This is a genomic window from Nocardia barduliensis (assembly GCF_013315795.1).
GTDB classification, from domain to species: Bacteria; Actinomycetota; Actinomycetes; order Mycobacteriales; family Mycobacteriaceae; genus Nocardia; species Nocardia barduliensis.
Genome location: NZ_JABLTE010000086.1, coordinates 20874 through 34118, shown reverse-complemented (window position 1 = coordinate 34118; position 13245 = coordinate 20874). Strand labels below are relative to the sequence as shown.

Genomic DNA, 13245 nt, shown 5'->3' with positions numbered 1-13245 from the left:
CTTCCCGCCCGCCCGGAATCCATCGGAGTGCGGGCCGACCCGTTGCGAAGAGGAGTAACCCACGTGAGCCAAGCAGGCCGTCCTGTAGTTCTGATCGCCGACAAGCTCGCCCAGTCGACCGTCGATGCGCTCGGTGACGGTGTCGAGGTTCGGTGGGTCGACGGTCCCGACCGGCCGGCCCTGCTGGCCGCGGTGCCCGAGGCCGACGCGCTGCTGGTGCGGTCGGCGACCACGGTCGACGCCGAGGTCCTGGAAGCCGGGAAGAACCTGAAGATCGTCGCCCGCGCGGGCGTCGGCCTGGACAACGTCGACGTGCCCGCCGCCACCGAGCGCGGCGTCATGGTCGTGAACGCCCCCACCTCGAACATCCACACCGCCGCCGAGCACGCGGTCACCCTGCTGCTGGCCGCCGCGCGCCAGATCCCCGCCGCGGACGCCACCCTGCGCGAGCGCACCTGGCAGCGCAGCAAGTTCAACGGTGTGGAGATCTTCGGCAAGACCGTCGGCGTGGTCGGACTCGGCCGTATCGGTCAGCTGTTCGCCGCGCGCCTGGCCGCCTTCGAGACCAAGGTCGTCGCCTACGACCCGTATGTGTCGCCTGCGCGCGCCGCGCAGCTCGGCATCGAGCTGCTGAGCCTCGACGAACTGCTCGAGCGCGCCGACCTGATCTCGATCCACCTGCCGAAGACCCCGGAGACCAAGGGCCTGATCGGCAAGGAGGCCATCGCCAAGACCAAGCCGGGCGTGATCATCGTCAACGCCGCCCGCGGCGGGCTGGTCGACGAGGCCGCGCTGGCCGAGGCGATCAAGTCCGGTCACGTGCGCGCTGCCGGCCTGGACGTGTTCGAGACCGAGCCGTGCACCGACAGCCCGCTGTTCGATCTGCCGCAGGTCGTGGTGACCCCGCACCTGGGCGCCTCCACCGCCGAGGCCCAGGACCGCGCGGGCACCGACGTCGCCAAGTCGGTGCTGCTGGCCCTGGCCGGAGAGTTCGTGCCCGGCGCGGTGAACGTCACCGGCGGCACCGTCAGCGAAGAGGTCGCGCCGTGGCTGGACATCGTGCGCAAGCAGGGCGCCCTGCTCGGCGCGCTGTCCAACGAGCTGCCGGTCAGCGTCGAGGTCCAGGTGCGCGGCGAGCTGGCCGCCCAGGAGGTCGGCGTGCTGGAGCTGTCCGCGCTGCGCGGTATCTTCTCCGCGCACGTCGAGGACCAGGTCACCTTCGTCAACGCGCCCGCCCTGGCCAAGGACCGCGGGATCAGCACCCAGGTCGCCACGGCGTCGGAGAGCTCGAGCCACCGCAGCGTGGTCGACCTGCGCGCCGTCTTCGGCGACGGCTCCACCCTGAACGTGGCGGGCACGCTGACCGAGCCGCAGCTGGTGGAGAAGATCGTCAACATCAACGGCCGCAACTACGACATGCGCGCCGAGGGCCTGAACCTGGCCATCCTCAACTACGAGGACAAGCCGGGCGCGCTGGGCAAGATCGGCACCAAGCTCGGCGAGGCCGGGATCGACATCCTGGCCGCGCAGCTGACCCAGGACGTGGACAAGACGGGCGCGACCGTGGTGCTGCGGGTCGCCCGCGAGGTGCCCGGCGACGTGCAGGCCGCGATCGCCGAGTCGGTCGGCGCGGCCAAGATCGTCTTGGTCGACCTGTTCTGATCGGATCGCGGGTCACGCCCGCGTAGTGCGGGACCGACGCGGTGTGGTGGCGGGTGCGCGTCCGACCGAGCGTTTGCGGGCACCCCCGCCAGATGCAGCGAAGGTTCTACTCCCGGCCGTGCCGGGAGGTCGGGAGGGCGGCACCGGCCCCGGTCGCACATTGGGGCAGATCCTGTCCTTCACAGCCGAGGGCCATGATCGAGGCCGCGCATGCGGGTCATAACCAGGCAGAACAGCCCAGCGTTGCCGCGATCCTTCCGGCGGCCGACATGCCGAGTGCCGGGTCGGCCAACTGGGACCCGGTCGCCGACCACACAGGCTAGATATTTTACTATCTGTGTACAAGAATAGTAGATAAAGGCGCTGAGTGGCGAAGAAACATGCCGAATCGATTACGCACGGTTGCCATATCCGCCGCGCTGGCCGGCACGCTCATCGCCGCGGGGTGCGGCGGCACCGGCCGTGACGCCGTCACCCAGGGCGGCTCCTTCGACTTCGTCTCCCCCGGTGGCAAGACCGAGATCTACTACGATCCCCCGGACTCCCGCGGCGCAATCGGCGATCTCACCGGAACCGACGTGCAAACCGACGCACCGATCCATGTATCCGACTACGCGGACCAGGTGGTGGTGATCAATGTATGGGGATCCTGGTGCGCACCCTGCCGGACCGAGACCCCCGGACTGGAGCAGGTGTTCACCGAAACCCAACCACTGGGCGTACAGTTCGTCGGTATCGACGTGCGTGACAGCCGCGCCGCGGCACAGGATTTCATCACCGCTTATGCGGTGACCTATCCGTCGATCTTCGACCCGGCGATGCGCAGCTTGCTCGCGCTGGGCAGCCACTATCCCGCCAGCGTGGTGCCGACCACCATGGTGCTCGACCGGCGCCACCGTGTCGCCGCAGTGTTCCTGAAGGCCCTGCTACCGGAGGATCTGCGGCCGGTGATCGAACGCGTCGCGGCCGAGTCATGACTTCGATGGAACCGCTCCCGAAGCAACTACGTGATTACGTAGATTGCTGGACAGGTTGAGGCAATTCGCAGCGAGGCTTATAGCGCACAATGACAGATGCGCTGGCATGCAGGATCGCCATGGGTCTGATCAGTGCTTCTGATGATGCGCCGCCGGAACCACTCCCTGCGTCCGGCGATAGCCATCAGCCCAGCAATACACGCGATCCGCGTTCGACTGAGAAATTGCGAGTCCCATATGCCCAGAACGTCAAGCGTATCGATGCGCGGCGGCATCCGCGGGTCGGCGATCACGATATGAATCTCGCCGACGCGGGTTCCCGCGAGGGCATCGACGGTCCCACAGGAGCGACAGCGTCGACGGATGTCGAATAGAAAGCTCCGATATCGTTTGCCTCCGATTCGGCTGAACCTGCCACGCCCCCCACGGCATTCGTCATACCTCGGGCGGCACTTCTATAGCGGCGGACGCCCTCCGAACCGCTGCGGACACGAAAGTCCTGACGTTTCTCCTGGTCACACACCTACCCGCGGTATCATTGCCGGCAACACGCTGGGAGGACCGATGGTCACCACCAACGCTGATGCGCACCCCGGTGGCACCCACCGCCGAGCCGCAGCAAAGGACGACTACCTCATGAGGCTGCGCCGCATCGAGGGGCAGACCCGCGGTCTGCAACACATGGTCGAGCAAGAGAAACCCTGCATAGACATCTTGACCCAATTCTCCGCGCTGACCAGCGCACTCCGATCGTTGGCCGTTGAGTTGCTCGATGAGCACCTCCGCGAGCGTGCCGCCGAGGCCGAGATGGCCCCTGAGTTGGTGGCAAATGATCTGTCCGAGGCAATAAGACGCCTGCTGCGTCCGTCAGCCCGATGAGACGCGGGCTGACCCTCGACCCCGATCTTGGCCATGATTACCGCGACCGTCTTCTCCGACACGCGATCACCAACCTCGCGTGAGGCTCAGCTGTGATCCGCCGCGCACCATAGGTTGCGCCGGACCACTCTGGACCAATGATTTTCACTGTGACGTCGGCGTCGCTGCAGGCCGGTCAGTACCGTCGCGGCTTTCTCCAGGGCGTTCCACCGCGTATGCATAGTGAGAATCGGCCAGGATTGCTCGCATGGAATGTCTCGCGCTGCATCAGGAGCGGTGCGAAACCCACCACGCTGCAATCCCGCCCAGCCGATGGCCGGATGGGTGGTCAGATCACGTTGGCCGCAGCGGGCGGCCGAGCGCGCCGAATGGCATCAGCGAATGGCGCGCGCCGATGGCGAGCACCAGCACCGAACCAAGCAGGGCCCACCCCGTATCACCCTTGACATCGGCTGAGGCCAATGGATTTCGAACAACCGTTGCAACACCGCACGGCGATCGCGTGACCGCCGCCGGCGATCGACGCCCAGCCACCAACCGCGGCGACCGGAACTCCGGCACGATGTACACCTTGCCCAGATCGCCGATCCCGATGGCGGCGCGCAGGGCAGTCACTGCGGGCATTTCGACTTCTCCTTTGGTGAGCGCGAAACCAACAACGCGACGGCACTCGCGGCTCCGATTAAAACGACGGGGCCATGCTGTCGAACGCGCGGCGGGTGCCTCAGCGGTTGCGCGGAACGAACGAGTCACCACGCACCAGGCCACTTTTCGCAAACCGGATGAATCGGGACCACCGCCGCGGGCGGAATTCGGCAGGATCGACGCCGGCGAGCGTCTGCGCACCTCGCTTATCGCACTTGCTTCCGGCGCGCGAGAACGGCAAGCAGCGGTGCGCCGACAAAGGCGGTGACGATGGTGACCTCCACCTCGGACAGCCGGGCGATGAGGCGGCCCCGATATCGGCCATGAGAAGCAACAGGCGCCCGCGATCAGGCAGCCGGGAACAAGCAGTCGATGGTCGTTGCCGACAACCAGACGGACCAGATGCGGTGCGGCCAGGCCGATGAAGGCGATCGGACCGGCGACGACCGCCGATCCGGCGAGTAGCACCACCGAAACCATTCCGGTCAACCGGATTCGGTCCACCGCTGAGCCGAGTGCCTAGGCGGTCAACGGGCTTGCGCCACCATCGCGTCGGAACCCATGGCCAGCGTCTCGCCCGACTTCGGGACCTCTGGTGATGCATAGTAGATGGGCTCGCTGGTGACTGGAGGAAGGCTACGTGAGTTTCGGGGACCTCACCCGATCCGTTCGCGCCACCCTGGTCACCGTCGTTGTCATGTACCTCGCCGCGTTCCTGTTGCGGACCGCGGACCCGCGCCGTGATGTCGCCCCGTTCCTCTCGGGCTCGGCTCCGATGGTGCACGCGGTCTCGCGCTATCACGTCCGGTGGTATGCGATCACGATGATCTTCCTCGCCTTCGACACATGGAGATGGTCTTCATGTACCCGTGGGTGCTCGTCGTTGCCGAGATCGGGATGCCCGCGGTGATCGAAATGTCACGGCATTCCCGCCGGTCATGCCGGCGGAGGGAGGCGGCGGCTAGTGGTCGAGAACACGATGTTGATAGGCATGTGCTGGTGAAGGCAGCTGAGGGATCAACGGGATCATCGGTGAGCTGTCGGACTTGGGGGCAGAGAGAGGACCGGCGCGAGCCGGGTGCGGCTTTCGAGCCGGTTGTGCCCAACTCTGCCGACAGGACGAACCAGCACTCGATTCACGAACTCCCGCCTCGTCGCCATCCGATGTCCTTGGGGATCGGCTGGATTTCCTACTGCGCCGGGCTCGAGGCCAACCCGGTCGGCCGCGTTCAGACGGACATGACCATCGCGTGTGCCGGGGCTTGGACCCGGCACACGCGACTTACTCGATCGACTATTGCGGGTCGATCTAGTCGGCCGGTCTAAACTCGGCGCCTGCGTGCGAGAGCTACTACACCTGCGCCAGCGCCCAAAAGCCCGAGCAGAAGCCCCGCTACGCCCAGCCAACGGGCTACCGGATCGCCGCTGTCATCATGATCCGGTTCGCCGAGAGCGGTCTGCTCGGTGCCATGTGAATGTTCGCCGTCGCCGGCAGCCACCGACAATACGGGCAGCGGATATTCGGGTTCAGGCGCGCCGTCGGGAACAGGCTGATCCCATGTCTCGATCTTTCCGTCGCTGTAGGTCTGTACTGCCCGGAAAGGCACCTTTTCCTGTTTTGGAAGCGGTCCGGCGTAAAGGAAGAACCTTTGAAACTGACCAGGCCCCACGCCGACGCCCGGATCGGCAGTCCAGGTCACTGACGTAGCCTTTTTTGCCGCATCCCGCTCGACGAGTGCAGTCCAACCCGGCATCGGCTCGGTGCGTGCGGTCTTGAAACCCGGCAGCTCAACCTTCAAGCTGATCGTGCTCGCGCGATCGGATTCGTTGGATATCCGGAACGAAATGATCGACGTGGAGCCCTGCTTCGCAGTGGGTGCCTCCACATCGAGATGGGCGGAGGCCGCACCGCCGGCCAGGACGGTCGCGGCAGTAGCTACACCGGTGGCGAGGAGGAGTCGTCGGAGAGCTGTATGCATGTGGTTGTGGCCTTACTGTTCGGTGGGATATGGGAATTGTCGCGCGCGCACCGCTGGGGGCCCTCGGCGCGCCATTCCGAAGCGACGGACCGCTCCGCGGCCACACCTTGATGGCCGTTGTCTTGCCGGTGACAGCGATGCGCCCGGATTTCGACGCTCGTCTGCTCGCGCTGTCGCCAGCGGCGCATTGAGCCGCAGCACTGCAGTATTTCCCCTAGAAGCGCGGGGCTGCCGTGCCGCATCCAGCGCGGCAGCAAGGGCCGCAGGTATATCTCTGGGGCGGTGCCACTGCACCCTATCCATGCTTGTCGCTTCCTATATAGAGACCGCCGCGCAAGCGACGAAGACGTGAGCGGGCAGCGGACATCAGCCGACGCAACAGGCGTCGCTTGGCGCTGACCGATCAGCGTCGAGCGATACAGAATCGCATGAGAATGTCACGCCCACCCACGGCGGGCAGACGCGCTACGGGGGGGCCGCGTACGCCACCGCTGGCCGAGCGCAAGGTGGTCGGGACCGCCACGACCACGGCCAGCATCAAGGTCAACAGTTGCACCAGCAGCATGCCGACGGCCGAGCCGGGCAACGTTGACTTGATGATGCACTGGACAAGATGCGGACCGCAGTCATGTTCGAAAAGGTCGATTGCCTCGCGCTCGAGAGTAGCCGATGCAAGATGTGCGACATGCGCTACAGAGGAGGGCGACCTCGGATGCGGATGAGCGTGCTCGCCGAGCAACGCACAATCGAAGACCGGTGCTATCAGCAACACCGCCAACAGTAGTGTTGCGATGTGGCGGCCACTCCGCAGTCGGCTGATGTGGTTCACAGTGGGCCGACGACGATAGCGACGGATTGCGTAACAACGGCGATACGCGCTATCAGCATCGTCTCGCGTCCCCTCGGAGTCATCGGTGAAGCGTCCTCGCACCCGTTCAGGCTGTGAACCACTTCAGCGGTCGCTCCCAAGGCGACGGCATGGTTGACGTCATCCCGGGAATCTATCGTCTTCGTGTGCAGACAGTGCCAACGTGTGGCGGGTCTTGTCAATCTGGGCAAGGTCGGTCAGCTGGGATCGATCGATTACGCCGGATCACTGGAGTCGCGGCTGCAGAGATGGGGGCAACGAGTCGCCCCCACCTCTGCTGTGACTGTGGCGCAGCCGCACGATGATGAGGGGAAATCGTGCGACTCCGCCGCAGTCTGCGCCCCGTTGCCGGACGGGACGCCTCGTGCTGAGATGGTCGATCAGCACAAGTACTATCTACGCCGGTAGATAGTAGATAGTGAAGTCGGGTAACGCAAACCCCTCGTCCAAAATTGAACCTCGACCGCCGCTTCACTCAGCTCCACCACGCCGCGACCGGAGTGTACGGATCGGCAGTGCACATCGGGCTGCTGATTTTGACCGAGGGGCGATCGCCTCGACTCTGGTCCTACAGTGGTGACCGGCCCGTTCGCGGGTGTGAACAGGTCGGTTACCCATCGTCACGCGCACGTTGCGCGAATAATCGGCCACCATCATGACCTCCACGACGCGGTAGTTGGGGGCCATCCCTAGCAGCCGGTGATGCCGCCGGTCGGCATGACCGCATTCATCTCGCGCGCCCGCAACTGCACACCTCGAGCCGTCTACTGCCTTAGTTGGTATAAATCTTCTGGCTTACTCGGTATGATGGAGATGTTCCGAAATCCAATCGAATTCGAGCAATTCGGGAGGCGTTTGTCGGAGATGGCAACCAAAAATTCTGTACGCAAGTTGCGCTTGGGCCGGGCACGAGTGGCTCTTGTCGCGGTAGTGGCTTTGAGTCCCGCCGCGGCCATCGCGGCAACCGCTACTGTCGAGCTTGTTCCGGATCCCGCCCAGATCCAGACTGTAGCCCAGCCGCAGGGTGGTCAAGGAACCCAAGGAAGCGGCGGCCACGGAACCGGCGGCCACGCCGACCACGGCCATGCGCACGGCCAGGGGACTGGATATTGTGAGCCGGGTCGGGCGCACAGTGCTGCATACTGTAGACCGGGTCAGCATGGGCCTTGGTGACCGGGTCCGGGTTAGCGGTTGGGCTCACCCTCGTTTTTTGCAACCGGACCGGCAGTACTTTCGAGATGCTAGGCGCGGTGGCCGCTTGAACTAATTCTGCAGCTCCGATCAATCGACTAGAATCCATGTGGACCTTGCGCCGGCGCCCTCCGCGGCGGACTATTGGCCGCGTGCGGACATGAAGGCGTTGAAACGGCCGCAGTCCAACTACACGTTTATCTCAGCTGGCCGAGCCTTCTGCGAAGACGGACGGCCGGGGCGAACATCACGGCATCGGCATACTCGGGTACATACTGTTCCACCAGTCCCGTGCCATAGTTATCAGCTGCATCCACATCTCGATCATCGCACTCATCTCCCTTCGCATCATCTACTAATCATGTTAGTAGCCGTCGTTGCGACGGGCACGCCTTCGTCGAACAGGGGTTCGGGGGGTAACTCATAGCATCGACGCGGCCGTGGGCGCACCTATGCCTTGGATTCCGCCATTGTTCCGGCCTGCTGCCCGCGAAATCCGAACGGGTCTGCATCCCAAGCGCTCGAGGCCGAACTGGTTGCGTCGTCGGCTGGCTTACTCCTGGCCGCGTCCACTACCCCGCGTGCGGTCCTCGGCGTTGTCGCCGCACCTGTTGCTGGGGCTTGGGCTATGCCACTTGACGTGTGACCACCGTTCTGCTGCCTGCAGACCCCCGGCTGGGAGAGCTTGTGGCGTTAGACATCGACGACGCGGGAACCGTCCACACCACATTCCGACTCCGCGCAGCCGGTACTCCGTTCAGGGCGGCAGCGGCATCCGGAATCGCACCGCTTACCCCGCAGCCAGCGACGAATCGCCGCCCCCTCCACAGGGTCGCGCCAGATGGTTTTGCAATACTATGTGTCTTAATAGAGACGTACTGTATCGATGATCGTAAGTGGTTGCGCTTGCGCCCGCAAGAGAGGCCCCTCCGTGGGGCCGCGTTCTGGACATCGCACCCGACGCTGGTATTCCGCGGTGCCATGGCAGCGTGAGCCGACTGCGCAACGGGTCATCGGCGAAGTAGCCGCCCGCGATCGACGTAGAACGGATTGGGAGCAGCATTGTGATCGAAACGAACATCGACAGCCTGACAGTGCCTGGTGCTCGGCTCACGTACGAAACGTGCGGTAGCGGGCCGCTCATGGTCATGATTCCTGGTGCCACTGGTGTTGCCGCCGGATTCCGGGCGACGGCGACACATCTCGCGAGGCGGTTCACGGTTCTGTTGTATGACCGCCGCGGCTTCTCCCGCAGTGCACTGACCGGCGAACAGGACTACCGCCGACGGCTCGATACCGATGCCGACGACGTCCGACGACTCATCGAGCACATCGGCATCGGTCCCGCGGCCGTCTTCGGCACCAGTTCCGGCGCGCTCATCGCGCTGGCCGTCCTCACCCGCTCTCCCCACGCTGTCGATACGCTGATTGCCTTCGAGCCACCGGCCATGCGATTGCTAGCCGACGGGCAGCGCTGGCTGGATCTCTTTTCCGACCTCAACCAGCTCTACCGCCAGTGCGGACCGCAGGAGGCCCTGCACGAGTTCCGCGAACTCACCTTCGCAGAATCTGACCGTCGTGCCATGGCACGCGCCCCCCGAAAGGACGCCGATCTTGTCTATTGGTTCGAGCATGAACTGCGCCAGTACCCGGCAACCGAACTCGACCTGGATTCTCTGGTCGAGCGAGCCGACCGGATTGTCCCGGCGATAGGACAAGACTCGATCGGCTACCCTGCCGCCAGCGCGACTATCGAGCTGGCACGGAGACTGGCTCGTGCTGTGCTCGAATTTCCGGGTGGCCATATCGGCCACCTCACCCGAACGGCCGCCTTCGCCGCCCGTCTGCACGAGCTCCTGCTCGACCCATCAGCGCGAGCACAGTGAAAGGTGCGCGCCGAATGAGGCAGACAGTGGGGCCCCGCTAGCGGGCGATAACTGCTGATGCGCCCGTCGTAGCACGGCAGCGATATTCTTCACGGCGGTATGCATCGGTTGGGCATCGGGTCAGTTCTATCCGAGGATGTCTTTCATTTGGTCGATCTCGCTCTGCTGTGAGGACACCACGGCATCGGCGATCTTCTTGGTGTCGGCATTGGTTCCGTTGGCCTGTTCGGTCTTGGCCATCTCGACAGCCCCGCTGTGGTGGTCGATCATCATGGTCAGCCACATCCGGTCGAACTCTGCACCGGACATGGTTTTCAGCTCGGCCATCTGCTCCTGCGACATCATTCCCGGCATGTCCTGCCCCATATGGTCGGCAGACGGGGCGGGCTTGCCGAACTGCTGCAGGAGGGCGCTGATCTGTTCCATTTCCGGTCCCTGTGCGGCCTTGATACGCGCGGCCAGGTCGAGTACTCGCGGGTCCTGCGAGCGCGCCAGCGCCAGATCGGCCATCTCCACCGCTTGGGCGTGGTGCGGGTACATCATCTGTAGGAAGGTGACGTCGGCGTCGTTGAAGTCGCTGCGTGCCGCACTACTCGGTCCCGCGGTCGAGTGCGTCATCCCCGGCATAGTGGACGGCATTTCCTCCGAATCATCGCGATTGCCGCATCCAACAAGGGCGAACGCTGCCACGGTCAGCGCAACCAACCCCGATCCGAGTGTCCTGGAACTTGTGTGCATGGCGAAACTCCTTGGATGTACGGCCAATCGATGCTGCGTCGATTGGCAAGTAGCGACATTCGGAGCGGCCCTACGCCTTGACAAGCCAAGTCCGGGTCCGTCACGCGACCCGGTCGAAGAGGTCAGGGCGAAGGTGCAGCATCATTCGGCGGCGACATACCCGCCGCGCGTCCGGATATGCACGCGGCTGGCAGTTTGATCCGGGCGAAACTCATCGGAGCACGGTCAAGTCGACGGCTACGCGACCATGGCCGGAACAACCGACGGGATGACGTGGCCATGAAGGGCCGTCGCTGAGGGTGCGTTGGCGATCGGCGACGAAGTCGGCATCGCCGAGGTCCTGCCGCAGGACAAGGTCGACGTCGTCGAACGGCAGCGCGCCGGAGGCAAGGTGGTGGCGATGGTCGGTGACGGTGTCAGCGACGCAGCCGCACTCGCCCAAGCCGACCTGGATCACGCACTACATGCCATGGTCCTGGCCGGCTCAGCTTGTTCGCCAGCTTCGATGGCGGAGGCCGATCGGTCATCGGGATGGCGGCGTGCATGCAGCGCGGGGCAGCACCGGCACCGATGGCGCGGTGACAGAGGCAGACCCAGGGATCGCATCGGGCGTGCACCCTCTCGACCAGCTACTTACAGCGTCGGAACTGCCCTACGGCTACGGAATGAGTTCGGCGGCCTGACCTCATCGTGACGTCGCTCATCCGGCCCTTCGCACCCTTCTGGATCTTCCCTACCCGCATGGCCTATTTTGAGGCGGGACGCCAGGGCAAGACAGGAGAATCGATGTCGACGAGGCCGCTCCCTCTCTCCGGGTCGATGTCTCGGCGCGGATTCCTCGCCTTCGGCGCGGCTGCTGCGGCTTCCGCGCTCGCCGCGTGTTCGAGTGGATCCCAGGCACCACGCGAGATTGTCGGGCCGGATTCCAAGGCGGTTCGTGCCGCCGAGAACCGCCGCCGAGCTGCGACTGCGCCGGTTCGTGATGTGGTGTTGAGCGCCGAACCGACGACGGTCGACTTGGGCGGTGTGCAGGTGCAGACCTGGACCTACGGTGGCAAGCTGCCAGGGCAGGAGATCCGGATCGCTCGTGGTGAGGTCCTGCGAGCGGACTTCACCAATGCCCTGCCTCAGCCGTCGAGCATCCATTGGCATGGCGTGGCGCTGCGTGACGATATGGATGGGGTCCCCGAACTCACTCAGTCGGCAGTCGCCTCAGGTGGTGGCTTCCGCTACGAATTCACCGTTCCCGACGCGGGGACCTACTGGTTTCATCCGCACGTGGGCGTACAGCTCGATCGCGGGTTGTACGCGCCGATGATCGTCGAAGATCCCGCCGACGGCAACAACTATGACGTGGAAGCCGTTGTAGTACTGGATGACTGGCTCGACGGCGTCGACGGTCGTGACCCGGATAAGGAGCTCGAGCAGCTCCGGGCCAAGGGCATGGCCGGCATGAACATGGGCCCGATGACCGGTAACCACACGGGCGGACATGGCGGCCATGGCTCGGGCGCGACTGATCCGGCGGCGCCACTGGGTAGCGATGCCGGTGATGTGACCTATCCGTACTACCTGATCAACGGGCGTCTCAGTACCGATCCGATGACCTTCGCTGCACGCCCCGGCCAGCGGATGCGTCTGCGCATCATCAACGCTGCCGCTGACACCGCCTTCCGCGTGGCCGTCGGCAGGCACCAGCTGAACGTGACGCACAGCGACGGGTTCCCCGTGCACCCTGTCACGACAGACTGCCTGCTGATCAGCATGGGAGAGCGCTATGACGCCATCGTGGAACTGGGCGACGGCGTCTTCCCGCTGATCGCGGCCGCCGAAGGCAAACAGGGACGCGGCCTGGCATTGATCCGCACCGGCGGCGGCAATCCCCCGCCAGCTGACGTCCAGGCTCGCGAGCTGGACGAAACACCCCTGACCGCCACCCGGCTGCGCGCCGATGAATCCGTACTGCTCGCGCCGAAGCCGCCGGACACGGTCCTCGACGTATCCCTGGGCGCCGACGACAAACGCTACCTATGGACCATCAATGGGAAAACCTTCGACGAGCACGCCATGCTCGACGTCCGCGAAGGCCAGCGGGTCCGGCTGCGTTTCATCAACACGACGATGATGTTCCATCCGATGCATCTGCACGGCCACACCTTTCAACTGGTCGACGGCAACAGCACCGGCGCCCGCAAGGACACCACCATCGTGCTGCCCAACCAGACCGTCGAGGTCGACTTCGACGCAGTGAACCCAGGTCAGTGGATGCTGCACTGCCACAACGCGTATCACGGCGAAGCCGGAATGATGAGCGTTCTGTCCTATGTCCGCTGATGTCGCTGTCTCCGGCAAGCGCATGGTTCAATAAATGGTCCCGGTGTACGAGGCAAAGAGGCAAGCCCACTCCCGTCACTGGGCAG

General features: G+C 64.6%; 11 protein-coding genes and 2 pseudogenes. 8 read left to right on the top strand and 5 right to left on the bottom strand.

Going from position 1 to position 13245, the window contains the following annotated elements; all coding sequences use genetic code 11:
- The first annotated feature begins 63 nt into the window (after positions 1 to 63).
- The 4 genes from serA to HOV91_RS28950 all read left to right on the top strand — a co-directional run bounded on the left by serA (position 64) and on the right by HOV91_RS28950 (position 3518).
- Entirely contained in the window at positions 64 to 1662 is a 1599-nt protein-coding gene (gene serA / locus HOV91_RS28965) for a phosphoglycerate dehydrogenase (protein WP_043736211.1), read from the top strand.
- A gap of 380 nt (positions 1663 to 2042) precedes the next feature.
- Positions 2043 to 2639: a TlpA family protein disulfide reductase gene (locus HOV91_RS28960; RefSeq protein WP_043736210.1), complete on the top strand. Its 597-nt coding sequence runs from the start codon at positions 2043 to 2045 to the stop codon at positions 2637 to 2639.
- An 89-nt stretch (positions 2640 to 2728) separates the two neighbouring features.
- Positions 2729 to 3013, top strand: a complete 285-nt coding sequence (locus HOV91_RS28955; RefSeq protein ID WP_157227555.1) for a hypothetical protein — start codon at positions 2729 to 2731, stop codon at positions 3011 to 3013.
- A gap of 190 nt (positions 3014 to 3203) precedes the next feature.
- A complete protein-coding gene (locus HOV91_RS28950) occupies positions 3204 to 3518 on the top strand; it encodes a metal-sensitive transcriptional regulator (RefSeq protein WP_043736208.1) in 315 nt (104 codons plus the stop codon).
- A gap of 333 nt (positions 3519 to 3851) precedes the next feature.
- Here the strand turns inward: HOV91_RS28950 and HOV91_RS40215 are convergent, their stop codons facing one another.
- Positions 3852 to 4142, bottom strand: a complete 291-nt coding sequence (locus HOV91_RS40215; RefSeq protein ID WP_043736206.1) for a hypothetical protein — start codon at positions 4140 to 4142, stop codon at positions 3852 to 3854.
- A 411-nt stretch (positions 4143 to 4553) separates the two neighbouring features.
- Positions 4554 to 4643 (bottom strand): annotated as a pseudogene (locus tag HOV91_RS41135) (hypothetical protein); the annotation flags it as partial.
- A gap of 160 nt (positions 4644 to 4803) precedes the next feature.
- On the opposite strand from HOV91_RS41135, the gene ndhC reads away from it, so the two are divergent.
- Complete coding sequence (ndhC, locus tag HOV91_RS40210) at positions 4804 to 5073, top strand: NADH-quinone oxidoreductase subunit A (RefSeq protein ID WP_051047227.1); 270 nt, start codon at positions 4804 to 4806, stop codon at positions 5071 to 5073.
- A 412-nt stretch (positions 5074 to 5485) separates the two neighbouring features.
- Here the strand turns inward: ndhC and HOV91_RS28930 are convergent, their stop codons facing one another.
- Positions 5486 to 6142 carry a YcnI family copper-binding membrane protein gene (locus HOV91_RS28930; protein WP_083887959.1) on the bottom strand — a complete coding sequence of 219 codons (657 nt, stop codon included), beginning with the start codon at positions 6140 to 6142 and terminating at the stop codon, positions 5486 to 5488.
- A gap of 403 nt (positions 6143 to 6545) precedes the next feature.
- Positions 6546 to 6971 (bottom strand): putative copper homeostasis (lipo)protein LpqS, encoded by a 426-nt coding sequence (gene lpqS / locus HOV91_RS28925; protein WP_174188483.1) that lies wholly within the window; start codon positions 6969 to 6971, stop codon positions 6546 to 6548.
- A gap of 2294 nt (positions 6972 to 9265) precedes the next feature.
- Between lpqS and HOV91_RS28920 the strand changes: the two genes are divergently transcribed.
- Positions 9266 to 10087: an alpha/beta fold hydrolase gene (locus tag HOV91_RS28920; protein ID WP_043736204.1), complete on the top strand. Its 822-nt coding sequence runs from the start codon at positions 9266 to 9268 to the stop codon at positions 10085 to 10087.
- Positions 10088 to 10213: 126 nt separating this feature from the next.
- On the opposite strand, the gene HOV91_RS28915 is transcribed toward HOV91_RS28920, so the two are convergent.
- A complete protein-coding gene (locus tag HOV91_RS28915) occupies positions 10214 to 10792 on the bottom strand; it encodes a DUF305 domain-containing protein (protein WP_245560421.1) in 579 nt (192 codons plus the stop codon).
- Positions 10793 to 11126: 334 nt separating this feature from the next.
- On the opposite strand from HOV91_RS28915, the pseudogene HOV91_RS40205 reads away from it, so the two are divergent.
- Positions 11127 to 11288, top strand: a pseudogene (locus tag HOV91_RS40205) (HAD family hydrolase); the annotation flags it as partial.
- Positions 11289 to 11611: 323 nt separating this feature from the next.
- Complete coding sequence (locus HOV91_RS28905) at positions 11612 to 13159, top strand: multicopper oxidase family protein (protein WP_174188485.1); 1548 nt, start codon at positions 11612 to 11614, stop codon at positions 13157 to 13159.
- Positions 13160 to 13245 lie beyond the last annotated feature (86 nt).